At 73.2% G+C, this 23,711-nt stretch carries 20 protein-coding genes and 1 pseudogene; 8 read left to right on the forward strand and 13 right to left on the reverse strand.

The window, feature by feature from the left end; translation table 11 throughout:
* Positions 1–138 precede the first annotated feature (138 nt).
* The 4 genes and pseudogenes from typA to G443_RS25035 form a co-directional block, all read right to left on the reverse strand.
* A complete protein-coding gene (gene typA, locus G443_RS12915; RefSeq protein ID WP_026417317.1) occupies positions 139–2,040 on the reverse strand; it encodes a translational GTPase TypA in 1,902 nt (633 codons plus the stop codon).
* A gap of 71 nt (positions 2,041–2,111) precedes the next feature.
* Entirely contained in the window at positions 2,112–2,576 is a 465-nt protein-coding gene (locus tag G443_RS12920; protein ID WP_253860208.1) for a hypothetical protein, read from the reverse strand.
* Between the two features lie 262 nt (positions 2,577–2,838).
* Positions 2,839–3,027 (reverse strand): DUF397 domain-containing protein, encoded by a 189-nt coding sequence (locus tag G443_RS12925; RefSeq protein ID WP_026417319.1) that lies wholly within the window; start codon positions 3,025–3,027, stop codon positions 2,839–2,841.
* Positions 3,028–3,029: 2 nt separating this feature from the next.
* A pseudogene (locus G443_RS25035) lies at positions 3,030–3,674 on the reverse strand (DUF5753 domain-containing protein).
* Between G443_RS25035 and G443_RS25470 the strand changes: the two are divergent.
* Together G443_RS25470 and G443_RS12940 are read left to right on the forward strand one after the other, a co-directional pair.
* Positions 3,609–4,043 carry a hypothetical protein gene (locus G443_RS25470; RefSeq protein ID WP_026417321.1) on the forward strand — a complete coding sequence of 145 codons (435 nt, stop codon included), beginning with the start codon at positions 3,609–3,611 and terminating at the stop codon, positions 4,041–4,043. The pseudogene G443_RS25035 and the gene G443_RS25470 overlap by 66 nt on opposite strands.
* A gap of 130 nt (positions 4,044–4,173) precedes the next feature.
* A complete protein-coding gene (locus G443_RS12940; protein WP_026417322.1) occupies positions 4,174–4,674 on the forward strand; it encodes a hypothetical protein in 501 nt (166 codons plus the stop codon).
* 492 nt (positions 4,675–5,166) lie between these two features.
* Here the strand turns inward: G443_RS12940 and G443_RS25475 are convergent, their stop codons facing one another.
* The 3 genes from G443_RS25475 to G443_RS12955 form a co-directional block, all read right to left on the reverse strand.
* A complete protein-coding gene (locus tag G443_RS25475; RefSeq protein ID WP_103055740.1) occupies positions 5,167–6,030 on the reverse strand; it encodes an NUDIX domain-containing protein in 864 nt (287 codons plus the stop codon).
* 248 nt (positions 6,031–6,278) lie between these two features.
* Positions 6,279–8,000 (reverse strand): sensor histidine kinase, encoded by a 1,722-nt coding sequence (locus G443_RS12950; RefSeq protein ID WP_026417324.1) that lies wholly within the window; start codon positions 7,998–8,000, stop codon positions 6,279–6,281.
* Complete coding sequence (locus tag G443_RS12955; RefSeq protein ID WP_026417325.1) at positions 7,997–8,740, reverse strand: response regulator transcription factor; 744 nt, start codon at positions 8,738–8,740, stop codon at positions 7,997–7,999. The genes G443_RS12950 and G443_RS12955 overlap by 4 nt, the downstream gene beginning before the upstream one ends.
* A 204-nt stretch (positions 8,741–8,944) precedes the next feature.
* Here G443_RS12955 and G443_RS12960 point away from each other — a divergent pair, with 204 nt between their 5' ends.
* From G443_RS12960 to G443_RS12970, 3 genes are read left to right on the forward strand one after another with little or no spacing between them, the layout of a single operon-like run.
* Positions 8,945–10,084: a LolA family protein gene (locus G443_RS12960; RefSeq protein ID WP_026417326.1), complete on the forward strand. Its 1,140-nt coding sequence runs from the start codon at positions 8,945–8,947 to the stop codon at positions 10,082–10,084.
* Positions 10,081–11,091: an ABC transporter ATP-binding protein gene (locus tag G443_RS12965; RefSeq protein WP_372492973.1), complete on the forward strand. Its 1,011-nt coding sequence runs from the start codon at positions 10,081–10,083 to the stop codon at positions 11,089–11,091. Before G443_RS12960 ends, G443_RS12965 begins: the two co-directional genes overlap by 4 nt.
* Entirely contained in the window at positions 11,088–11,981 is an 894-nt protein-coding gene (locus G443_RS12970) for an ABC transporter permease (protein ID WP_081715199.1), read from the forward strand. The genes G443_RS12965 and G443_RS12970 overlap by 4 nt, the downstream gene beginning before the upstream one ends.
* A 127-nt stretch (positions 11,982–12,108) precedes the next feature.
* Here G443_RS12970 and G443_RS12975 read toward each other — a convergent pair whose 3' ends face one another.
* From G443_RS12975 to G443_RS12985, 3 genes are all read right to left on the reverse strand, one after another.
* The gene (locus tag G443_RS12975) at positions 12,109–13,149 is read right to left on the reverse strand and encodes an ABC transporter ATP-binding protein (RefSeq protein WP_026417329.1); all 1,041 of its coding nucleotides are present in this window, start codon (positions 13,147–13,149) and stop codon (positions 12,109–12,111) included.
* A gap of 91 nt (positions 13,150–13,240) precedes the next feature.
* Positions 13,241–14,881: an ABC transporter permease gene (locus G443_RS12980; protein WP_026417330.1), complete on the reverse strand. Its 1,641-nt coding sequence runs from the start codon at positions 14,879–14,881 to the stop codon at positions 13,241–13,243.
* On the reverse strand, positions 14,878–15,981 hold the full coding sequence (locus G443_RS12985; protein ID WP_245588671.1) for a thiamine ABC transporter substrate-binding protein: 1,104 nt from the start codon (positions 15,979–15,981) through the stop codon (positions 14,878–14,880). The genes G443_RS12980 and G443_RS12985 overlap by 4 nt, the downstream gene beginning before the upstream one ends.
* 787 nt (positions 15,982–16,768) lie before the next feature.
* On the opposite strand from G443_RS12985, the gene G443_RS12990 reads away from it, so the two are divergent.
* Positions 16,769–18,076 carry a YeeE/YedE family protein gene (locus G443_RS12990; RefSeq protein WP_026417332.1) on the forward strand — a complete coding sequence of 436 codons (1,308 nt, stop codon included), beginning with the start codon at positions 16,769–16,771 and terminating at the stop codon, positions 18,074–18,076.
* A gap of 157 nt (positions 18,077–18,233) precedes the next feature.
* The gene (locus G443_RS12995; protein ID WP_026417333.1) at positions 18,234–18,530 is read left to right on the forward strand and encodes a 4a-hydroxytetrahydrobiopterin dehydratase; all 297 of its coding nucleotides are present in this window, start codon (positions 18,234–18,236) and stop codon (positions 18,528–18,530) included.
* A 37-nt stretch (positions 18,531–18,567) separates the two neighbouring features.
* On the opposite strand, the gene G443_RS13000 is transcribed toward G443_RS12995, so the two are convergent.
* Positions 18,568–19,950: a glycosyltransferase 87 family protein gene (locus G443_RS13000; protein ID WP_051313304.1), complete on the reverse strand. Its 1,383-nt coding sequence runs from the start codon at positions 19,948–19,950 to the stop codon at positions 18,568–18,570.
* 335 nt (positions 19,951–20,285) lie between these two features.
* Here G443_RS13000 and G443_RS13005 point away from each other — a divergent pair, with 335 nt between their 5' ends.
* Positions 20,286–21,128, forward strand: a complete 843-nt coding sequence (locus G443_RS13005) for a phosphotransferase family protein (protein WP_030147006.1) — start codon at positions 20,286–20,288, stop codon at positions 21,126–21,128.
* 488 nt (positions 21,129–21,616) lie between these two features.
* On the opposite strand, the gene G443_RS13010 is transcribed toward G443_RS13005, so the two are convergent.
* Together G443_RS13010 and ychF are read right to left on the reverse strand one after the other, a co-directional pair.
* Complete coding sequence (locus G443_RS13010; RefSeq protein WP_026417335.1) at positions 21,617–22,432, reverse strand: alpha/beta fold hydrolase; 816 nt, start codon at positions 22,430–22,432, stop codon at positions 21,617–21,619.
* Positions 22,429–23,529 (reverse strand): redox-regulated ATPase YchF, encoded by a 1,101-nt coding sequence (ychF, locus tag G443_RS13015; protein ID WP_026417336.1) that lies wholly within the window; start codon positions 23,527–23,529, stop codon positions 22,429–22,431. Before ychF ends, G443_RS13010 begins: the two co-directional genes overlap by 4 nt.
* Between the last annotated feature and the right edge of the window lie 182 nt (positions 23,530–23,711).

Here is a 23,711-nt window from a genome sequence, read left to right on the forward strand (position 1 = left end):
GCGTAGCGGTGACCGTATCCGGCGTGGTGTGTTCTCCCGGTTGCGTCCACGGCCACGCCGCGCCGGTCCGCCCTTCCGGGGCCGGACGCACGGGGTCGGCGGCCCCGCTGGGGGACCGCCGACCGCCGGGTGGTGCGCTCAGCCTCGGGTCTTGGCGCGGGCCCGCTCCCTGGCCCGCTGCGTGGAGTCCAGCACGGTCTTGCGGACCCGGACCACGTCCGGGGCGACCTCGACGCACTCGTCGGCGGAGCAGAACTCCAGGGCCTCCTCCAGACCGAGCTTGCGGGGTCGGGCCAGCCGCTCCAGCTCGTCACCCGTGGAGGACCGCATGTTGGTCAGCTTCTTCTCCCGGCACACGTTGACGTCGAGGTCCTCGGCGCGCGGGTTCTCCCCCACGACCATGCCCTCGTACACGGCCGCGCCTGGCTCGACGAAGAAGGTGCCCCGGTCGGCCAGCTGGATCATCGCGTAGCTGGTGACCGCTCCCGTGCGGTCGGCGACCAGCGAACCGCTGTGCCGGGTGCGGAGCTCGCCGGCCCAGGGCTCGTAACCGACGAAGACGTGGTTGGCGATGCCGGTGCCCCGGGTCTCGGTGAGGAACTCGGTGCGGAAGCCGATGAGCCCTCGGGCCGGGACGATGTAGTCGATCTTGATGCGGCCGGAACCGTCGTGGTCGCCCATCTGCTCCATGGTGCCCTTGCGGTTGGCCATGAGCTGCGTCAACGCCCCGAGGTGCTCCTCGGGGATGTCGACGGTGAGCCGCTCGAACGGCTCGCACAGCTTGCCGTCGACGGTCTTGGTGACCACCTGCGGCTTGCCGACGGTCAGCTCGAAGCCCTCCCGCCGCATCTGCTCGACGAGGATGGCCAGGGCCAGCTCGCCACGGCCCTGCACCTCCCACACGTCGGGACGCTCGGTGGGCAGCACCCGCACGCTGACGTTGCCGATCAGCTCCGCGTCCAGCCGGCCCTTGACCAGCCTCGCGGTGAGCTTGCCGCCGCCGTTGCGCCCGGCCATCGGGGAACTGTTCACCCCGATCGTCATGGAGATCGCCGGCTCGTCGACGGTGATCCTCGGCAGCGGCTCGGGGTTCTCGGCGTCGGCGAGGGTGTCGCCGATGGTGATGTCGGGGATGCCGGCGATGGCGACGAGGTCGCCAGCGGCGGCCTGCTCGGCGGGGACCCGGTCCAGCGCCTCCGCGAGGAAGAGCTCGGCGACCCGCACCTTCTGGGTCGAGCCGTCCTCCCGGCACCACGCCACCGTCTCCCCCTTGGAGATGCGGCCGGCGTGCACCCGGCACAGCGCCAGCCGCCCGAGGAAGGCCGAGGCGTCGAGGTTCGTCACGAGGGCCCGCAGCGGGGCCTCCGGGTCACCGGTGGGCGCGGGCACGTGGTTGAGCAGGATCTCGAACAGCGGGTCGAGGTTCTCGCTGTCGGGCAGCGCGCCATCGGCCGGCTGCTCCAGGCTGGCACGGCCGGCCCGGGCGGAGGCGTAGATGACCGGCAGGTCGAGGACCGAGTCGTCGGCACCGACCTCGGCGGCCAGGTCCAGCAGCAGGTCGTGGGTCTCCTCGACGACCTCGGCGATCCGGCTGTCCGGCCGGTCGACCTTGTTGACGACGAGCACGACCGGCAGGCCGGCGGCGAGGGTCTTGCGGAGCACGAACCGGGTCTGCGGCAACGGCCCCTCACTGGCGTCGACCAGCAGCACGACCCCGTCGACCATCGACAGGCCGCGCTCCACCTCGCCACCGAAGTCGGCGTGGCCCGGGGTGTCGACGACGTTGATGGTGACCGCGCCGTCCGGGGTCTCCCGGCGGATGGCCGTGTTCTTGGCCAGGATGGTGATGCCCTTCTCCCGTTCCAGCTCACCGGAGTCCATGACCCGGTCGACCGGTTCGGAGCGGGCGGAGAAGGCCCCCGACTGGCGCAGCATGGCGTCCACCAGGGTGGTCTTGCCGTGGTCGACGTGCGCGACGATCGCGATGTTGCGCAGGTCTGTCCTGGTGAGCTCACCGGCGACGGCACTGGGAGCAGGCACGCGAAGACTCCTGACGATGTTGGTGGAGGAAGAGGACCGCCGGCGGACCCGCACGCGCGGCCTGATCCAGTCTAGTGCACGTGAAGTGGCCGAACGCTGTCCGCTCGGTCACTGCGGGGGCGGCTGCTGGCCCGGCTGGTGGTACTGGTAGCCGGCGGGCGCGGCGGGCGCACCCCCGCTCGGGGCCCGGCGGCGCCGCCGGGCTGGGCGGTGGGTGGAACCCCACCAGCGTAGTACGAGGACTGGGCGGGTGGCCGGGGCACGCCCGCCGACGCGGGCCGGAGGGCGATGGCGATGACCGCCATGAGCAGGCCGAACAGCCCGATTCCCAGGGCCCCGAGCAGCAAGGACTGGTCGGAATCGCACGAGAAGCTCAGATCGACGGCGTTCGGTTGACCCACCCGGCTCATCTGACTGCCACGGCACTGGAGAGGGGACAGGCGGAAGGACTCCTCCATCCGCACGAAAACCATGATCAGCGACGCGAGTCCCGCCACGCCGGCCAGCACGAGGAGCGCGCCACGCAGGAAAGCCATTCCGGGAGGCTATCGGGGCGCTACTCACCGTCGTCGTCGTTCCGGTGGAGTGTGACGCGGCTCCAGTCGCGGGACGACCGGCGTGCCCGGTCGAGGACAGGCGCCCGGGAGCCCCGCCGGCGGCTGCCCGGCGCCCGACCGATCAGTCGTGAACTCCGCGCGGCAAGGGCCGCCGCCTACCGGAGACGCTGGTCACCACCACCCGGCCACCCTCGGCTCCGCCCTGCCCCGAAGGGCCCCTCGGGCGGGGTTCCGAACGCGCTCAGCCCAGCTGGCCGGAGCGCACCACGTCGACGAAGGCGTCGAAAGCACCCCGTCCCACCACGATCGCGCCCCCACCACGGTTCTTCGTGTCCCGAATCCCCACCACCCCCAACTCCACCGACGACCCCACCTCGACACAGTTGGATTGCACGCCACTGTGCGTGCTCCTCCGCCACGTCTCGAACATGGTCACTCCTTCGCTGCCGCCGCGAATGTGGTCAGGTAGTCCCGGATGAGGTTCGACGATTCCGCCGGGCCGAGGCTCGCGGACATGACAGTAGCCGTGGCGATCTCGTAAGCCGAGACATCCGCTTCGGCGAAGACGAACAGCCCGGACCGCAGGTGCTCAAGGTGGACCACCGGGCGTGGGCCGGTGGACATCGGCACCCAGGAACCGTTCAGTGCGATGCTCGGGTTTCCCGTCGGCAGCACTCGCACGGTAGTTCTCTCCCGGCCCGCTACTTCGAGGATCGCCCGCAGCTGGTTTGCCATGACGTCGCTGCCGCCAACAGGGCGCGCCAGGACACCCTCGTCCAGGACGGCGATGAAGTCCAGTTAACCGAGCACCAGTTGCCTCGCCTGCCTGATGCGCACCCACTTCTCGACCTCGGTAGGCGCCACCCCACCGAGCCGCATGATCTCGCGGGTGTAGGCCGGGTTCTGGAGCAGCCCAGGCACGAGCATCATGGACACGTCAGTGATGCGACCGCTCTGACGAGCTGCCTCTCGCTCGAACTCGACGAGCGTGTCGAGTTGCTTGGGCCTGTCGTGGCCTCGCTCGAGCCAGACGTGGAACGGCGGTCGACCTCCACCTGCCAGGTCGAGCTGGATCACAGCCGCACCAGGGTCGTCCTGCGCCTGGGCTCCACCAGGGCGGGAAGCATCGGGCTCGCACGTGACGAGGCCCGTCGACTGGCGACGGCGCTGCGCACGGGTACCGCGACGCGCCTCCCCGTCGCACACGAGATGAGCCCCCGCTGCTCCCTCGTCGTGACACCGGAGGAGGGCATTTCGGGGACGATGTGTCGCCTGCTCCCCGCCTCCGCCGGAGTCGCGGACTGGACGACCCGGTTCGACATCGACGCTGCTCAGCGGATCGCGACCCTCCTCACGGAGGGAGTCGCTCTGTTGCGCCTCAGCACCCCCCACGCCCATTCGGCCGTGAGTACCGCACCACCCGATCTCGACCGGCCGCGCCCCTGAGGGTCGCGGCATCACAGGGCCACGGTCGCCACGAACCCTGCGATCTCACCTCCTCGCCTTCTCTCGGACCGCCCCGAAGTGGGCTTCTCCGCCGCCCCGCCCCTCCCTCCCGACAGCTCTGGAGATTCCGATGCACCACACCACTCCCCCACCGCCCAGGTCCCATGACACGGACTGGCGGATCACCGTGGCCGCCGACCTCGTCCAAGCCGGCTCCATGACGGCCATCACGTGCCGGTTGGAGATCGACCCGCTCCGGCTGCTGGCCCTCACCCTGCACACGACCACCATCGCCCTCGCGCCGTCCCAGGCCCGGACACTCGCGGAGCTCATCACCGACGCCCGGTCGGGCACGGTCGTCGGACTGACAGCGGAAAAGTGTCTGGTCACCCACCTGAACCGCGTGCCGGGGGGCAAGCTGGTCCGGCCGGGGGCAGGAGGGGACGGTGACCTCGTCGCGCTGGACACCCTCGACACCGAGCACCCGGTCGCGCTCCTCCTCGCGCGGATCGACGCGAACGAGCTGGCTCACGGCCTGCTCGAAGGTTGCTCAACCCTGGACGGCCTGGACTGGCGAACCATCCACCCACCCCAGGTATCCGCATCCCACGGCGACCACGAGACGACGTGACGATGTGACGATGTGACGATGTGACGACGCACCCCTAGCGGGACCTCCCCGAGGCAGCACTGGGACTCACCGCGTCCCACTACGCCAGCGGTACCCGCACCACATTCCCGTCGCGTCGTGGAGACAGGAAACGGACGGCCAGTCGGACCGCCTTCAACCCCACGTCCCATCGGTCTCGAACGCGGGAGGAGGCGACCCGAAGGGACCACCAACGCCCGGACCGCGACGTTGACGAGGACGTCGTACAGCGACACCACCCGGACCGTCGGGAATGCCACCGGGCACACATCCGAGGAGGACGGAGACGTTCCCACCACCAGGGTGATCGCGGGCGATGGCGCGCAGGTTCGCGAACCGAAGGGGCAGCAGGGCGCCCAACGGGACGAACAGCAGTACGTCACCGGCCCCGGCGACGTCCTTCGCCTTCGGCGACCAGCTGCCGCCACCCTCCCAGGCGGCGGGGGCGGCGGGCCGCTCACGGGCGATGAGGGGTCAGCCCACCTCGCTGTCCAGGGGACGGAGGAGGGCGTGCAGCTCGGGCAGCACGATCCGGTCCGCGTCCAGCCAGTCCAGTCCGTCCAGTTCCTCCCCGGACACCCAGCGCAGCCCCTGGTGCTCCACGGCGGTGGGCTCCGCCGAGCCCTCGGCCAGCACCGCCTCGTACAGCCGGAGGACGGACCCGCCGGGCAGCGGGAGATCCGGTCCGACCCGGTCGAGCACGGTCACCTCCGCGCCCAGCTCCTCCGCGCACTCCCGGCGCAGGGCGTCCCAGTCGGTCTCGCCGCTCTCCACCCGCCCGCCCGGGAGCTCCCAACGTCCCGCGACCTCGACGGGGAACGAACGCCGCTGGGTGAGCAACCGACCGTCCCGCACGATCGCGGCACCCACCACCCGCCGGGCCGCCCCGAGTTCCCGCGCCCGGTCCCGGAGCGCCCGTTCCCGAGCCCCCAACACCCGCAGCGCCACCCGCCGGCCGATCAGGACGTCGACGAGCCGGCCCAGCGGCCCGAACCGCGTCGTCCACGACACCTCGTCGGTGACGAGGACCCCGGCCCCGGTGGGAGCGAGGGTGACCTGGTGCTCGAGCCGCTCGAAGAACGGCCCGGGCCGCGAGCGGGAGCGGAAGCCGCTCGCACCCACCTCGGTGAGGACCGTGCGCAGCGGGATCCACACCCCGGGCAGCACCCGGACGTGGAAGGAGATCGACTCGTCCGCTCCCAGCAGCCCGGGGCCGTCGACGGCCCGCATCCGCACCCCGGCGGCCGGGTCGTCCACGAACTGCCGGCGGTCGCGGAGGGCGGCGGCCACGGTCTCGGGTTCGGCGTCCACCAACGCGGTGGTTCTCAACACGGGCATCCGTCGATGGTGCCGGTGCCTGGGAGGACGCGGACGGCGGGTCGGGCTCTCCGGGTGGTCGCGGACGCTGGGACGCGGCCTCACGGCGCCCGCTCCGGCCTGGCCGGCCGGGCTACCGGTTCCGAGTCGAAGCGGTAGGAGCCGGAACGGCCTTCATGCTCGTGGGCCCCGCGCCTCCGCAGGTGCGGACGACGCGGATGCGGCGGTCCTCCTCCCACCGGCGCTCCCCCACCGGCACCCCAGGTCGGTCACTTCTCGGTCGGGTGCGCCGGCCACACCACCTCGAACCGCGCACCGCCCTCCGGGGACACCCCGGCCCGCACCCAGCCGCCCCGTCTGGCCACCAGCTCCGCGACCAGGGCGAGACCGAGCCCGGTGCCGCCCTCCTGCCTGGCCCGGCCGGTGTCGACCCGGTAGAAGCGGTCGAACACCCGGGCCCGGTGCTCCTCGGGGATGCCGGGGCCGTCGTCGTCGACGACCAACCTGACGTGCCGCCCGGCTGGCAGCACCGTGACCCGGACCAGGACACGGGTGTGCCGCACGGCGTTCGACACCAGGTTCGTGAGCACCCGGTCCACCTCGACCGGGTCGGCGGCCGCCAGCGCTGGCACCGGCGCGTAGCAGAGCACCACCCGGGGTGGGCGGGGACGTGCCGCCCCCCGGTGCCCGCCCCGGTCCGGCTGTCCCGCGACGACCGCCTCGCCGGTACCGTCGTCGACCCCGCCGGCGGTGGATCGCTCGTCCACTCCAGCAGCGGGCCACTCGTCGAGTTCGGCGAGGAGCCGGAACGACTCCTCGGCCTCGTCCGGAGCGGGTGGAGGTCCCCCCGCGAGCTCGACGGCACCGGCCGCCGGGCCGTCGCCGGCGTGGTGGGACGCGGCGCCCGAGTCGGTCCGAGGGGGAGCCGGCGATCCGGGGGCGGGGACATGCGGTTCGCCGCCGGGCCGGGACGCGGAGGCGTCGGCGGGCCCGCCCGCACCGGGCTCGGGCCTGGCCGCCGGCCCCTGCTGGTCGAGCCGGTGCCGCCGCGCCACCTGCCGGGCGAGTTCGGCGACGTCGACGGGCACCGGCTCCCGGTACTCGCCAGCGTCGGACCTCGCCAACGACAGCATGTCCTCCAACAGGGCGGTGAGCCGGTTGGACTCCGTGACGACCTCGGCCAACACCTCCTGAGCGTCGTCGGGGTCGGGGTAGGCGAGCGCGACCTCCGCCTGCGCGCGGATCGAGGTCACCGGGGACCGCAGCTCGTGGGCGGCGTCGCCGGTGAACCGGCGCAACCGCGCCACCGCCTCGTCGCGGCGGGCCAGCAGCCCGTTGAACTCCTCGGCGAGGGTCCGCAGTTCGTCCCTGGCCTCGGGCACCGGGAGGCGACCGCCCGGTGCCAACCCGAGCGCGGCACGGCGGACCCGGTCGACCGAGCGGAGGGAGCCGCGCACGGCGCCCCAGGTCACCAGCCCCACCACCAGCACCCCGACCCCGGAGCACAGCAGCAGCACGAGCAGGCCGACCCGGCGCATCTCGCCGTAGCCGGCGAGTTCGACCTCCGCCACCACCAGCCGTTGGGACCCGTCCGGCTGGCTGGTGACCATGCCGACGGCCCGGGACACCGTGCCGTACCCGCCCCGGGTGACGAACCGCCCGGTGCGCAGCGCCTCCAGTTCCGGCTCGGACAACCCCAGCACGGGTTGACCGTCCCGGGGGGCGCCCGCCGTGTCGAGCACGCGCACGGCGGGTCGGTTCAGGGCCGGCGGCACCGAAGGGGGCGGTTGCCCCTCGGAGACGGCGCTGACCGCGCTCACCAGGGAGCGGCGCAACTCGTCGTCGGCGGAACCCGTCACCATCCGGTCGGCCAGGGCGATGACCACGGTGGACAACGCCGCCATCAACACCAGGGTGGCGGCCGCGGTGACCAGGGAGATCCTCGCCCACAGGGACCGGCGCGACCACCAGCCACCGACCGGCCCCCTCACCGGCGGCCCGGCTCCCCGCCCGGCGCCGCCGGGGCCAGCGAGGTGTCGGCCAGCTCGGGGCCGCTGATCAGGTAACCGTGCCCGCGCACCGTGCGCAGCAGGTGCCCGGCGCCGACCGCCCGCAACTTCCGGCGCACGTAGCCCAGGTACACCTCGACGACGTTGCGGGTGGCGGCGGCCTCGTCGCCCCACACCTCGGCCAGCAGCTCGTCCTTCCCGACGACCGCCCCGGCCCGGCCCATCAGGACCCGCAGCACCGCGTACTCCCGTGGGCTGAGCCCCACCTCGGCGCCCCGCCACGTGACGCCGCGCACGGCGGTGTCCAACACCAGTTCGTCGAGCCGGTACACCACGCCCTCCCGCGCGCCCAGCGACTCGGCCCGCCGCAGCACGGCACGCAGCTGGGCCAGCAACACCACGAACGAGAACGGCTTGACCAGGTATCCGTCGGCCCCCAGGTCGAGCCCGTCCGCCTGGTCCACCTCCCCGTCCTTCGCGGACACCAGCAGCACCGGGGTGGTGATCCCCCTGCGCCGCAGCTCGGCGAGCACCCGGTAACCGGAGAGGCCGGGCATCATGATGTCGAGCAGGATCGCGTCGAACGCCCCCGTCAGCGCCAGGCGCAACGCGTCCGGTCCCGCCTGGGCGAGCACCACGTCCATGCCCTCCGCGCTGAGGCCCCGGTTCAGGGCCCGCCGCACTCCGGCCTCGTCATCGGCCACCAACACCCTGGGTTTCACGCGTCCAGCATGCCGGTTCCCCCCAGCGGCACCGCCCCTGCTCTCAGCGGGCTCTCAGCAAGGCCGGTGACCAGCGCCGACGGCGGGCTCAGGCGCCGGTGCCCGCCGCTACCGGCCGCGGTTCTCAGCGGTGTCTCAGCCAGCGTCGCCCATCGTGGGAGCAGCGGAACCCGAGGCTGGTTCCCTGGGAGGAGACTGAACGACATGGAGAAGCGGAAGCTGACGGTGGCCGGCGCGGTCGCCGGCACCGTCCTGGGCGCCGGCGGGCTGGTGTGGCTGGGCGTCCCGGCGGGCGCGAGCCAGTCGCCGGCGCTGCCGGAGGTGAGCGCGGAGGACCTGATCGAGTCCGTCCTGACGGTCCAGCCGCAGGCGCTCGGGGGAACGGTCCAGGTCGAGAACGACCTGGGGCTCCCGTCCATCCCCGGGCTCGAACTCCCGGCCGGGGTCGGCGCGGGGACGAGCAGCGCGCAGGTGTGGTCGGACGGCGGGGAACGCTTCCGGCTGGCGGTGCGCCACAGGGGAGGTGAGGACGTCCTCGTCGGCGACGGGCGGAACATCTGGTCCTGGAACTCGGAGGAACGCACCGCCACCCGAGACGACGTCGGCGGCGCCGACCGCGCCACCGAGGGCCACCCGGAGCTGGCGGAGAGCGACCCGGCGTCGGTGGCGGCCGAACTCACCGCCCTGCTACGGGAGGACAGCGGCGTCGCGGTGGACGGTACCGCCGAGGTCGCCGGTCGCGCCGCGTACGAACTGGTCCTCGCCCCGTCCCCGGAACAGCGCAGCCTGGTGCGGGAGGTGCGGATCGCCGTCGACGGCGACACCCGCATGCCACTGCGGGTGTCGGTGCTGGCCAACGGCACGGAGACCCCCGCGTTCCAGGTGGGGTTCACCGAACTCGACCTGGGTGAGCAGGACGAGTCCCTGTTCGAGTTCGACCCGCCGGCCGGCTCGCTCGTCGAGGAGCGGGACGCGGAGGCGCCGGCGGAGGACGCCCCGCACGCGCTGCCGGAGGGTGTGGACCCGGCGGAGGTGACGCCCACCCTGCACGGCGCCGGCTGGGAGAGCGTCGTCATCGCCCAGTCCCCGGTCGGGCTGTCCCCCGATGACCTCCGGGACACCCTCGACGGGATCGACACCGACGAGTGGGACGAGGACGAGCTGGCGGGGATGAACCCCGCCGACCTGCTGGACCAGGTCGGTGAGCGGGTGACCGGCGAGTGGGGCGAGGGCTACCTCGTCGAGACCAGACTGCTGACCGTGCTGCTCGTCGAGGACGGACGGGTCGCCGCCGGCGCGGTGCCCGCCCAGGTCCTGACCGAGGCGTTGGCGGCCCAGCGGTGAGGACGCGTGACGCGGTGGTGGCGGAGGGATCCGCCACCACCCCCTCCCAGGACGCGCCCGGTGCGCCGGTCGAGTACGCGGCCCGCACCCGGGGCCTGCGCAAGGTCTACGGCGGAACGGTGGCGGTGGACGGCGTCGACCTCGACGTGCCCGCCGGATCGGTGCTCGGCATGTTGGGCCCGAACGGTTCGGGCAAGACCACCACCATCCGCATGCTGCTCGGGTTGACGACACCCACCTCGGGTTCCGTCGAGCTCCTCGGCCGGCCGCTGCCCGAACGGGCCGGTGACGTGTTGCCCGCCGTGGGGGCGATGGTCGAGGGCCCGGGCTTCTACCCGTTCCTGTCCGGTCGGGACAACCTGCTGCGCTTCGCCGCGATGGAACCGCTGCTCCCGAGCGGCTCCGTGCGGGTCGCCGTCGCCGACGCCCTGGAGCGGGTGGGGCTGGCCGACGCCGCCCGGCGGCGGTACCGCGGCTACTCGCTGGGCATGAAGCAACGGTTGGGGCTGGCCGCCGCGCTCCTCGTGCCCCGCAGGCTGGTGGTGCTGGACGAGCCCACCAACGGCCTGGACCCGGCCGGGACCCGGGAGATCCGCCGGATGATCGGTGAGCTGCGGGGGTCGGGGACCACGGTCATCGTCTCCTCCCACCTGCTCGCCGAGATCGAGGCGGTGTGCACCCACGTGGCGGTGCTCAGCCGGGGGAGCCTGCTGGCCCAGGGTGACCTGGCCACCTTGCTGGAGGCGGGCGGGCCGGCCCTGCTCGTCACCACCCCGGACCGCGACGCCGCCGTGACGGCCCTGCTCGCCGAGGGCGTGTCGGCACGGCGCTCGTCCGAAGGGGTCCGCGTCGAACTCACCGGCACCTCCGCGCCGCGCGTGGTCGCCGCGCTCGTCAGGTCCGACGTCGAGGTGCACGAGGTCCGCCGCGAACGTGCCGGCCTGGAGGACTTCTTCACCCAGCTCACCGAGGGCGTGAGCGCGACAACCGAGGGAGAGGGCCCGTGACCGCGCTGGACACCGACCCGGAACGCACCACCACCGGCTTCGCCCCCGACCCGGCTCTGGGAGGCGCATCGTCCGGGCGGACCGCCGCCCCCCTGCTCCGGGTGCTGTTGTCGGAGATCACCTGGGTGCTGCGCCGCCCCCGCACCCTGGTCATGATCGGGTTGATCGCCCTCATCCCGGTGCTGGTCGGGGTGGGCATCGCGTTGTCGGGCGACGGCATGAGCGGCGGCATCACCGCCCTGCTGTCCGGCAACGGCCTCCTCCTCCCGGTGGCGTCGATGGGGATGCTGCTGATGATGGCGCTACCCGTCGCCGCCTCCTTCACCGCCGCGGACGCCTTCGCCGGGGAGTCCGCGCACGGCACCCTGCGGGCGCTGCTGCTCGCCCCGATCAGCCGGCCCCGGCTGATCCTGGTGAAGTCCCTCGGCGTCCTGTCCGCGATCACCGCCACGATCGTGGTGACGACGCTGGTGGCGATCGTCGCCGGGCTGCTGCTGCTCGGCGGGAGCGGTTTCCTGACGGTGTCCGGTACGACGCTGCCGTTCGGCGTCGGCCTGGGCAGGGTGGCGCTCATCGCCGGGTACGTGGTGCTCCAGCTGGCCGCGTTCGCCTCCCTGGCGCTGGCGCTGTCGGCGTGCACGGAACACCCGTTGCTGTCCCTGGTGGGCGCGATGGGGGCGCTGATCACCTTCCAGATCGTCGGCCTGATCCCCGCGCTGGACTTCCTCACCCCCTACCTGCTCACCACCGGGTGGCAGGAGGCGCTCATCGAACCGCTGCGGGACCCGATGGCACTGGACGTGATGGCCGAGTCGTCGGCGCGGGCCCTGTGCTACCTGCTGATCGGCCTCTCGCTGACCACGCTGCGGGTGGTCACGAAGGACTCGTGACCACCGGACCGGACCAGGGGCCGCCCTGGCACGCCGGGGCGGGGGGAGGACGCGATCGGTCCAGCCGCGCGGGCGGGGAGGGCGCCCCGGCCCGCCCCTCGGCACCGGTTCCGCGCGCCACGGCGCCTCAACCGGCCAGCACGGCCACCGCGTCCGGGTCGAGGGTGAGCCGGACCCGCTCCCCCACCTCCGGCACCCCGGCGAAGGGCGTGCTGGCCTGCACCTCTCCCACGTCGGCGACCCGCACCAGGAGGCGGACGTGGTCACGCTGGTGCACCCGCCGCAGGACCTCGCCGCTGGCCTCCACGTCGGTCCCGCCGCCCCGGTCGGCTCGGGTGACCCGCACCGCCGAGGCCCGCAGTCCCAGCCGGACCGCGCCGTCGGGCACGTCACCGGGCACCCTGACCCGACCGAGGACCGACTCGGCCCAGCCGTCGCGCACCGTGGCCGACACCAGTCGGGAACAGCCGAGGAACCGGGCCACCCGCTCGTCCGCCGGGCGCCGCCACACCCGCTCCGGACCGTCGACCTGGCGGATCTGGCCCTCGGACATCACCGCCACCTGGTCGGCGAGGGTGAACGCCTCGTCGTGGTCGTGCGTCACGACCAGCGCGGTGGTCCCGGTCTCGGTGAGCACCCTGGCCAGGTCGACCGCCAGCTGGTCCCGCAGCTCGCGGTCCAGCGCGGACAGCGGTTCGTCCAGCAGCAACAAGCGGGGGCGGGGCGCGAGCGCCCTGGCCAGGGCCACCCGCTGCTGCTCACCCCCGGACAACTGGGTCACCCGCCGCCGCTCGTAGCCGGCCAGGCCCACCAGCTCCAGCAGCTCGGCGACCCGCGCGTCCCGGACCGCCCGGTCGGCGCCGGCCATTCGGAGACCGAACGCGACGTTGCCGGCGACGGTCCGGTGGGGGAAGAGCTGGCCGTCCTGGAACACCAACCCGAAGGCACGGCGGTGCACCGGCGTCCCGGCCAGGTCCACGCCGTCCCAGCACACCCGCCCCCGCGCCACCGCCTCCAACCCGGCCACCGCGCGGAGCAGGGTCGACTTGCCGCAGCCGGACGGCCCCAGCAACGCCAGGACCCCGCCGTCCGGCACCGACAGGTCGACCGACCGGACCGCCAGCACCTCGCCGTAGCGGACCGTGAGACCGCGAACCGTGAGCGTCACGACACCCCACCTTCCTCCCGTCCACGGGACCCAGCCCCCGCCAGCGGCGACGACGCGGCCCCACCGGCCCCGCCCACCACCAGGGGTCCCATCAGAACTCCCCGACCGTGTCGGAGCGGACCCTGATGCGTTCCACCACCGCCACCACCAGCGCGGTCACCACCAGCAGCATCGTGCAGGCCGCGTAGGCGGCGACCGCGTTCAGCTCGCCGGGCCGCGAGATCAGGCGGCTGATCGCCACCGGAAGCGTCATGGTCTCCGGCCGCACCAGGAAACTCGTCGCCCCGAACTCGCCAAGGGCGATGACGAAACCGAAGCCCGCCGCCGTGACCAGCGAACGAGCCGACATGGGCAGGTCCACCGCCAACCAGACCCGCACCGGACCGGCCCCGAGCGTCGCCGCCGCCTGCCGGAGCCGGTCGTCCACCGACCGCAACACCGGCAGCACGATCCTGATCACCAACGGGGTGATCACCAGCGCCTGGACGAACGGGACCAGGACCGGCGAGTCCCGCAACCCGCTGGGCAGGGCCGACAGGGTCACCAGGTACCCGAAGCCGACGGTGACGGCCGACACGCCCAGGGGCAGCATCATCAGCGTGTCCAGCAACTGGGTGGCCCCGGCCCGCCTCGTCCTGGCCAGCACCACCGCCGCCAAGCCGCCCAGGACCATCGCCAGCACCGTCGCGTCGGCCGCCGCGCGCACCGAGTTCAGGGCGGCCTCGACGACGGAGATCCGGAGCACCCCGCCCTCGCCGCCTCCCGTGAGCGCGCGGTAGCCGTCCAACCCGAAGCCGGACGAGGTGGTCAGCGACCGCAGGACCACGGCGACCAGCGGGACGAGCAGCCCCACCAGCACGGCACCGGCGGCGGCCAACACCACCCAGTCCCCGCCGGTGGGGGGCCGGGTCGTCTCCGCGCTCGACCGCAACGCCAACGCGCCCTCCCGACGGCGACGCGCCGCCGCCCCCACCGCGAGGGCCGCGACGACGGCCGCCAGCTGGAGCAGGGACAGCGCGGCGGCCCCGGGGAGGTCCAGCAGGTTCACGGTGCGCAGGTAGATCTCGGTTTCCAGGGTGCGGTACCTGGCCCCACCGATGACGAGGACCACTCCGAAGCTGGTGGCGCAGAACAGGAACACGACGGCGGCGGCCGAACCCAGGGCCGGGCGCAACGCCGGCAGGGTCACCGAGGTGAACGCGCGCCACCGGGAGGCGCCCAACGCCCTGGCCGCGTCCTCGGCCCGGCGGTCCAGGTGTGACCACAGCCCACCCACCGTGCGGACCACCACGGCCACGTTGAAGAACGCGTTCGCCAACACGATCGCGGCCAGGCTGCCGTCCCCGAACAACGCGCGGAACGCCAACCCCACCACCACGGTGGGGAGGACGAAGGGCACCGTCACCAGGACACGCAGCAGGCCCCTGCCCGGCACCGCCAGTCGAGCCGTGACGTAGGCCAGGGGCAGGCCGGCGAGGACCGCCAACGCGGTGGCCGCGGCGGCCTGCCCCAGGGTGAACCCGACGAGCTGCCAGGTCTGCGCCCTGGCGAGCATGTCGGACACACCGCCCTCGCCGAACCCCCGGGCGATGATCGCGAGCACCGGCCACGCGAAGAAGAGGACCAGGAACGCCAGCGGCACGACCGCCAGCACCACCAACCCGACCCGCCGCCGGGTCGACGCCGACACGCTCGTGCCCGTCGGGCGGCGCTCCCGGGAGACGCGGCTCATCCCAGGACCAGGTCCCGCCACTCCGAGACCCACTCGTCCCGGTTGCCCTCGACCTCGTCCGCTGGGAGGGTCACCGACTCCTCGGGCAGCGGCGCGGCCTCCCGCCAGGCCTCGGGCAGCTCGACGTCCGCGCGCACGGGGTAGACGTACATGTACTCGGCCAGCTGCGCCTGGAACGGCTCGGACAGCAGGAAGTCCACGACCGCGCGGGCGTCCTCCGGCCTGTCGGTCCCCGCGAGCACGCCCGCGTACTCGACCTGCTGGTAGCAGGTGTCCAGCAGCGCCTCCGTCCTCGGCGTCCCGTCCGCACCGATCTCGGCGGCCGGCGAGGACGCGTAGGACACCACGATCGGCCTGGGGCCGTTCCCGGACGATCCGGAGAAGTCCTGGGTGTAGGCCTCGGTCCACCCCCCGGTGACCCGCACCCCGTTGTCCCGGAGGCCGGTCCAGTAGTCCCGCCAGCCGTCCTCCCCGGCGTGGGCGATGGTGGCCAGCAGGAACGCCAGCCCCGGCGAGGACGTCGCCGGGTCCTGCACGACCAGGAGGTCGCGGTAGGCGGGGTCCAGCAGGTCGTCGAGACCGGTGGGAGCCGGTACGTCGGACTCGGCGAACCACTCCCGGTCGATGTTCAGGCACACGTCGCCGACGTCGATCGCGGTCAACGCGTCCGAGTCGGCCACCCGGTAGTCGTCGGCGCCCCGCTCGGCGCGCGGGCTCCGGTAGTCCTCGAACACGCCCTCCGCCAGTGCCCGCCCGGCGAAGGTGGAGTCCACGCCGAAGGCGACGTCGCCGATCGGGTTGTCCCTGCTCAGCACCAGCGAGTTCGTCAGTTCACCGGCGTCGCCGCTCTGCCGGATGTCGAGGTCGATGCCGGACTCGCGTTCGAAGGCGGCGACGACCTCCTCGTCGTAGGAGAAGGAGTCGTGGGTCACCAGCACGACCGACCGGGAGTCGTCGGACCCGTCGTCGGAGCCGCCCCCCACGACGCTGCACCCGGCGGTGAGGCCCACGGCGGTCACCAGACCGACCGCCAGGCCGCGCTGGCGGAACCGATCGGCGCGCGTGGAGAACGCACCCGCTGGACTGGTGACTCCGGACATTCGACCCTCCCGTGACGTGGGCCGGGCGTGGGCCGCCGTCCACCCGTCACGCGGGGCCTCCCTGCGCCGGCATGATCCGGATCAGGTGGCGGGGGAACCGGGTCCTCCCGCTGGACGGTCGAGGGCTTCGTCGTGGTCCGCTGGCGGACCACGCCCTCCTCTCAGCCCGGCGCACCGGACTCCCGTGGCGGCATTCACCCTACGCCGACGCCGGAGGGGACCCGGGCACCCGGTCCGGGTAACGGCCCTTCGTCCGGTGGGCGGCCGGCCGCCGCGTCCGTTCGGCGCGGCCGGGGGCGTGGCCGCGCCGTCCCACCAGGAGATGCCCCACCTCGTTCCCGGTCCCCGGTGTCCGGCTCCCAGTCGCACGGCGGTGCACCCGGCCGAGCCAGCCCTCCGGGCCCCGTTCCGATCGACCGCCGATGCCGGTCGCCCCGACCTGGTCCCCGGGTCAGCACACGCCGCCGCACACCGACGCGTGCCACGCCGAGGGCGATGCCCGATCCGGGTCCGGCCGCACCGAGTCCGCCGGCGCATCCCGCCCGGTCCCACCATGTTGGACGGGCACCCGCGCCCCTGCCCGCGACGCCACCGACGAACTAGCCTGACCGCCGGATCGGGCCCCGAACCGGGAGGACGTCGTCGTCCGGCCCGAGACCCCGCGCCCCGCCGGGGTGGGCACCGGCCCGCCCCGGCCGACGACGAGGCGGGCGTCCCGGCACGACGCCCACACCGACCCCGTCGCCGTGGCCCGACGAACCCGCACCTCCGCGATGGAGACACCGACATGAGCGCGACACCAGCCGACACCGGGGAACCCGAGACCGGCGCCGGGCACCCGTCAGCCCACCGCCTCGGGGGTCCGCTCGTCGCCCCGACCTCGCACATCCGACCGGCGCCCCCCGAAGCTCCCCCGGTCCGCACCGCTCCCGTGGTGGTCGCCGGCCTCCTCGCGCTCGCCCTGAGCTGGCACGTCTGGCTCGCGCACGGCGCCCAGCAGGCCACGCTCCTCGTCATCGGCCTGGGGCTCGGCGTCACCCTGTTCCACTCCCGGTTCGGTTTCACCTCCGCGTGGCGGCAGCTCGTCTCGGTCGGCAACGGTTCCGGCCTCCGGGCGCACGCCCTGCTCATCGGCACCACCGCGACCCTGGTGACCCTGCTCATCGGCACCGGGACCGGCCTGTTCGGCACCACCCCCTCCGCCGCCGCCGGGGACATCGGTCTGCCCCTGTTCCTCGGGGCGTTCCTGTTCGGGCTGGGCATGCAGCTGGGTGGCGCCTGCGCCTCCGGCACCCTCTTCGCCGTCGGCTCCGGGCAGTCGACCATCGTCCTCACCCTGGGCGGGTTCGTGGCCGGCTCGGTCCTCTACACCTGGCAGTACGGCTGGTTCGACTCGCTGCCCACCGTGCCCGGCGCGCTGCTGTCCGACCACGTCGGCTGGTTCGGTTCCTGGCTGGTCACCCTGACCGCGCTCGGGCTGGTCGTCCTCGTCAGCGTCGCGGTGCAACGCCGCCGCGACCCGCCCCCGGTCGGTGCCGTTCCCACCGCGCGCGGCGCCGCCCGCGTCCTGCGCGGCTCCTGGCCGATGCTCGTCGGAGCCGTCGTCCTCGCTGTCCTCGCGGCGGCGGTCCTGCTCGTCTCCGGCGGCACCTGGGGCGTGACCAACGCCTTCGGGTTGTGGGGCGCGAAGCTGCTCCAGGTGCTGGGCGCGCAGCCCGAGCAGTGGGCGTTCTGGCAGGAGCCCGGCAACGCGGAGATGCTGGCCTCCCCCGTCCTGGCCCACAAGAACAGCCTGACCAACATCGGCATCATGGTCGGCGCGGCCATCGCCGCCGGCGCCGCCGGGGCGTGGCGCCTCCACCGCCACATCCCGTGGCGCACGGCGCTGGCGGCGGTGCTGGGCGGTGTGATCATGGGTGTCGGGGCCCGCCTCGCGAGTGGCTGCAACATCGGCGCCTACCTCGGTGGGATCTCCACCGGGAGCGTCTCCGGCTGGCTGTGGGCGGTCGCCGCGCTCGTGGGCACCTGGGTGGGGCTGCGACTGCGGCCCCTGTTCGGCCTGGCCAACCCCCGGCCGAGCGACGGGGCGTGCTGAGCAGCGGCGCCCGCACGGCCCGGCGCACGGCGACCGGGCACGACCCGACCCCGCGCCCCGGGACGGCCTCCCCGCTCGGACGCCTCCCGCCTCCGAGCGGGCAGCGCGGGGGGAACGGCCGGGTGCGCCCGACGCCGAGAACCCCCACCATGGACGCATGACCGATCTGCTGACCTCGGACCAGATCGCCACCGCCCTTGGCACGCTCCCCGACTGGCGCCGGGAGGGCAGCGCACTGGTCCGCACCGTCGAACTGGCCGGCTTCCCCTCGGCGATCGCCGTCGTGAACCGGGTCGCGGAGATCGCGGAGAACGACAACCACCACCCGGACATCGACATCCGGTACGCCACGCTCACCTTCCGGTTGTCCACCCACGTGGCCGGCGGGATCACCGCCTCGGACGTCACCCTCGCCGAGGAGATCGACGAGGTGCTGAGGGTGATGGCCGGCTGACCGCCCGAGCACGACCCCGGGCGCCGGGCGCGGCCCGTCAGCCCTCCGCGTTCTCCACGCTCGCGGACTCGGCCCGCCCACTCCGCCGGCCCAGCCGGTTCTGCGGCTTCAGCACCGAACTCACCCGGCCCCGCAGCACCCGGGTCCGCAACCAGATGTCGTTGGCCTGCCCGGACCCGGGCGGGAGGGGCGGGACGGGTGGCACCTTGGGGGCCGCCCGGGCCCCGGCCGCCACCGCCAGCAGGGTGAGCAGCGCCGCCACCGGGTACGCCCAGCCGAGAGCGGCCAGCGGCCACGGCCGCGAGAAGTCGACCTTCCCGGGTTCCAGGGCCTGCAACTGGTGGACGAGGTAGGACGTCATCAGCAAGGTCCACAACACCGTCGTCGAGGCCAGGAGCGGGCGGGCGCGCATCGGGTGGCACACCAGCCACACCAACGCCGGCACCACCCACACCCATTCGTGGCTCCACGCGGCCGGGGCGATCAACAGCCCGAGGAGCTGGACCGTCACCACCGCGCCCAGCACGTCACCCTTGCGGATCGTCGCGTACAACGCCCGACCGGCCAGGACCGCGGTCACCACGGCCGCGAGCAGCCAGGGCCAGGAAGTCCCGACGTCGTAGCCGAGCGTCCGCGACAAGGCACCCCGCAGCGACTGGTTGTCGACCGAAGCGACCGGGTCGATCCGCTCCCCCCTGCCGGCGATCGTCGTCCAGAACTGGCTGGACTGCTGCGCCGACACGAAGAACCCGATACCGATGGTGGCGAGGAAGGCGCCGAACGCCCACGCCGCCGCCGTGAACCGCCGCGTCGCGAGGAAGTACATCCCCGCGACGGCGGCCCCGAGCTTGATACCGGCGGCCAACCCGACGCCGACCCCCCCGAGCACCCGGCGCCCCGTGGTGACCGCCGTGACGAGCACCGCGGCCAACGGCAGGCTGAGGTGTCCCTCCACCAGGCTCGTCCGCACCGGTTCCAACCACAGCACGAGCGCGGTGGCGACCAGGGCCCGTCGACGCCACGTCAGCCACGCCGACGCCCCGATCACGCCACCGGGAGCGCGGGACATCGCGAAGACACGCATGGCCCGCGACACGATCCACCACAGGCAGACGAGGGACACGCCCTGCCAGACGAGCCGGAGCACCCCCCACGGGACGACCGCGAGCGGCAACAGGAGCACGGCGGCGAACGGGGGCGCCGTGAACGGGGTGGTGAACGCGGCGATGTCCGGGTTCCACGAGGTGAACTCGTAGAGATCCCCACTGATCAACTGCGGAGCGTTGCCCCGCAGGCTCTGCAGGCTCGGCAACTGGGTCTGGTCGAGCAGCAGGCTGGCGGCGACGTGCAGGACCAGGGAGACCAGGAGGAACAGGGGCGCGTACCGCAGCAACCTGGACTCAACCGCGCGAAGATCCACCGTTCCCTCTCCACCACGACCGCTGCGCGCGGTCACGTCACCGGCTCAACCTGTCGTCGCCGCGCGACACAGTGTAAGAGCCGGGAGCAAGGCCCGTTGCCACCACGGGCACCCGTTGTCAGCCACTGCACAGGGAAGCAACCCGGGGCGCCCCACCACGTCGCCCCGCCCGCACGAGGACGTCCGAGACGGAGCGCGCCGGCCCGGCTCCGGCCCCCACCCGGTCACCGCGAGGACCATCCGGTCCAGCGCCGCGCGAGACACCCGCCAGGACGCCGTCCGTGGTGGCCCCACGAGAACCCGCCCCAGGCGTCGGCCCCTCCTACGATCCACGGGTGCGGATCGGACTGAGCGACGAGCAACTCACCCTGGTGTCCACCTGGTTCCCCGGCTTCGAGGTGGTCACCGACCACAGCTGGGGACTCGTCGACACCACCGTCCTCCACCTGCGCGCCGACTCCGGCGACATCGTGGTCAAGGCCGCCGGCCCGGCCAACCACCACATCACCAGGGAGATCGTCGCGCACCGGCGCTGGACCGGCCCGTGGCTGGCCACCGCCAGCGTCAACCGCCTCCTGCACGCGGACGCGGAGCTGAACGTGCTGGCCCTGAGCCACCTGCCGGGTGGGCTCGTCCTCGACGACCCCCATGCCGTCGCCGACCCCGACACCTACCGGCAGGCCGGCGCGCTGCTCGCCGCGTTCCACCACCAACACCGCGTCGTCTCCGAGACCCACGAGGCGGAAGCGGACGCCAAGGCGCTGGCCTGGCTGGACCGCGAACACCGCGTCGACCCGGCGACCGTCGTGGCACTCCGCGCCGCCATCGCCACCCACGAGCACCAGCCGGTCGAACTGGTCCCGACGCACGGCGACTGGCACCCCCGCAACTGGCTGCTGCACGAAGGAGTGGTCAGCGTCATCGACCTCGGTCGCGCCGCGCCGCGACCCGCGTGGACCGACCTCGCCCGGCTGGCCCGCCAGGAGTGGCAGGGCGCCGAGCACCTCGAACGCGCCTTCCTGGCCGGGTACGGCGAGGACCCGCGCGAGCCCGCGCCGTGGCGGGCGACCCTGTTGCGGGAGGCGGTCGGTACGGCCGTCTGGGCCTACCAGGTGGGGGACGAGCAGTTCGAACGGCAGGGGCACCGGATGATCCGCCAGGCACTCGACCTGTACTGATCTTCCCCGGCGAGCAGCGTTCCGGGCACCGCCGGAACCCACGGGCGGCGGGGGCCGTGCGCGGCAGCGACCGGTGAGGCACGCGAGTCGGAGTTCGCGAAGCTCGCGACGGAGAACCCCACGCTCCTGGACCTGACGAATACGAGGAAGCACCAGCCGGAGAACCCAACGTCACGCACTCGGCTGGGAAAGCCTTCGAACCCCTTGGTTGATCTGATTCACGAGGGCCAGAACAGGCGCGTGCTCCGGACAAACCCCCGGAGTGGAGAACGGGATCACCCCCCACGCCACGTCAACGGGCGCGCCACCCCCGGTCGCCACCGGGCTGCCGGACACCGATCGCCCGGACGAGCTGACCGACGCGGCGGTGTACCAGTTCCTCAGGGGGAACCGCGCCAGAGGACCATGGCGTGCGGCGCGGTGCCCGGATCACGGGCCAGGAGAGCCCGCCCCGGCTCGCGTCCTCCCTGGGATCGCCGCCCCAGGTGTCACACCTCGACGACGCCGCCCGAGGCTGCCTGGACACATCTCCCCCAGTCACGCAGCGCGGTCCCCACCATCCGTGGCTGTTCGAGATGAACGTTGTGGCCGGCGCCATCGAGCGCGAGGTACGTCGCACGCGGGTAGTGGGTGAGAAGCGCGAACTGGTCCTCATACCCGACTACGTGGTCCTGGCGACCTGTGAGGATCAAGGTCGGTCCCTGGAACGTGCCCGCGGTGTCCGGCGACGCCCTGAGGAAGTAGCGCTGCGAGAGCCTGCCCATCGCATCAGGGTCAGCGGCGCGGATGCCGGGGAGTGCGTGGACGCGGAACGCGTCCCAGGACTCCTGCGTCTGCCGGGCCGCGACGCTCGTGAACTCCTCGGCGTCGGCGGGCGGCAACGACCGCAGAAGGTCCTGATCGCGGACGACGAGGGACCGCTCCGGTCGAACGCGCCGCGATGGGGCTGGGTCGACCACTGGAGCGATGAGCGCGAGACCCAGGACCTGGTCGGGGAACCGGGTGACGACATGACGAGCGAGAAGGCCGCCCAGCGAACTGCCCAGCAGGGCGAACGGCTCGTCGCCGACGAGTTCGTGGACCGTCTCCACCAGCCAGTCCGCGAGTTCTGGGAGACCGCCCGCCGCATCCAGCGGCGGTGTCAGGCCGAACCCCGGAAGATCGAGGTAGATGCGCTCCCAGGAGCCCGAGGCGGCCAGGTCGTCGTCGAGCGGGAGCAGCAGCCGGTGGTCGACGCCGTTGCCGTGAACGGCAACGAGGGGGAGTCCCTGCCCCTTGCGTACGACGTTCGGCTGGACCCTCACTTCTTGCCGCCGCCGGAGGTGTTCCCGTGACGGAACTCGACGACGTCGCCGTCGGCCATCACGTAGTCCTTGCCCTCCATCCGGACCTTGCCGGCGGAACGGGCGGTGGCCATCGAGCCGGCCTCGACGAGGTCGTCGAAGGAGACGACCTCGGCCTTGATGAAGCTGCGCTCGAAGTCGGTGTGGATGACGCCGGCCGCCTGGGGAGCGGTCGCTCCCCGTCGGATGGTCCAGGCCCTGGCCTCCTTCGGGCCGGCGGTCAGGTAGGTCTGGAGTCCGAGCGTGTGGAACCCGGCACGGGCCAGGGCGTGCAGGCCCGGCTCGTGCTGGCCGATGGTCTCCAGCAGCTCCCGCGCCGACTCCTCGTCCAGCTCGATCAGTTCGGACTCGACCTTGGCGTCGAGGAACACCGCGTCGGCGGGCGCGACCAGCTCCCGCAGCTCGGCCATCCGGTCCTCGCTGGTCAGCACGCCCTCGTCGGCGTTGAAGACGTAGAGGAACGGCTTCAACGTGAGCAGGTTCAGCTCACGCAGCTCGTCGGTGTCCAGCTCGGCCCGCGCGGAGAACAACGTCCGCCCGGAGTCGAGGATCTCCTTGGCCGCCTCGGCGGCGGCCAGGGCCGGGCGACGGTCCTTGTGGGTCCGCGCCTCCTTCTCCAGCCGGGGCAGCGCGCGCTCCATCGTCTGGAGGTCCGCGAGGATCAGTTCCGTGTTGATCGTCTCGATGTCGCTGCCCGGGTCGACGCGGTCGTCGACGTGCACCACGTCCGGGTCGTCGAACACGCGGATGACCTGGCAGATCGCGTTGGCCTCCCGGATGTTGGCGAGGAACTGGTTTCCCAGGCCCGCCCCTTCGGAGGCGCCCTTGACGATGCCGGCGATGTCGACGAACGACACCGTGGCCGGCACGGTGCGCTGCGAGGAGAAGATCTCCGCGAGCTTGTCCAACCTGGTGTCGGGCAACGGCACCACACCCACGTTCGGCTCGATGGTGGCGAACGGGTAGTTCGCCGCGAGCACCTCGTTGCGGGTCAGCGCGTTGAACAGGGTGGATTTACCGACGTTCGGCAGGCCGACGATGCCAAGGGTGAGACTCACGACGGGCCAGTGTACGGACCACGGGTGGCGTGGCCGCGCGGGGCGGCGGGAGGGGCCGTTCCCCCCGGTGAGCGCCCACGCCGGCCTGGTCCCGGCTGGCCTCCTGACCCCGGTTGGACCGGCGATGTCGTGGGCACCGGGGCGAGCGGCGCGTTCGACGCGGGCCGCACCGCGACCGGACG

Source organism: Actinoalloteichus caeruleus DSM 43889, assembly GCF_000429185.2.
In the GTDB taxonomy this organism is placed as follows: domain Bacteria; phylum Actinomycetota; class Actinomycetes; order Mycobacteriales; family Pseudonocardiaceae; genus Actinoalloteichus_B; species Actinoalloteichus_B caeruleus.

What these genes read in the sequence shown, in the direction of transcription:
- G443_RS12980 (WP_026417330.1), bottom strand. Translation starts at nt 14,881, where the DNA reads ATGAGCCGCGTCTCCCGGGAGCGCCGCCCGACGGGCACGAGCGTGTCG.
- G443_RS12995 (WP_026417333.1), top strand. Translation starts at nt 18,234, where the DNA reads ATGACCGATCTGCTGACCTCGGACCAGATCGCCACCGCCCTTGGCACG.
- G443_RS12925 (WP_026417319.1), bottom strand. Translation starts at nt 3,027, where the DNA reads ATGTTCGAGACGTGGCGGAGGAGCACGCACAGTGGCGTGCAATCCAAC.
- G443_RS12960 (WP_026417326.1), top strand. Translation starts at nt 8,945, where the DNA reads ATGGAGAAGCGGAAGCTGACGGTGGCCGGCGCGGTCGCCGGCACCGTC.
- G443_RS12990 (WP_026417332.1), top strand. Translation starts at nt 16,769, where the DNA reads ATGAGCGCGACACCAGCCGACACCGGGGAACCCGAGACCGGCGCCGGG.
- G443_RS12940 (WP_026417322.1), top strand. Translation starts at nt 4,174, where the DNA reads ATGCACCACACCACTCCCCCACCGCCCAGGTCCCATGACACGGACTGG.
- G443_RS12920 (WP_253860208.1), bottom strand. Translation starts at nt 2,576, where the DNA reads ATGGCTTTCCTGCGTGGCGCGCTCCTCGTGCTGGCCGGCGTGGCGGGA.
- G443_RS12985 (WP_245588671.1), bottom strand. Translation starts at nt 15,981, where the DNA reads ATGTCCGGAGTCACCAGTCCAGCGGGTGCGTTCTCCACGCGCGCCGAT.
- G443_RS25475 (WP_103055740.1), bottom strand. Translation starts at nt 6,030, where the DNA reads ATGCCCGTGTTGAGAACCACCGCGTTGGTGGACGCCGAACCCGAGACC.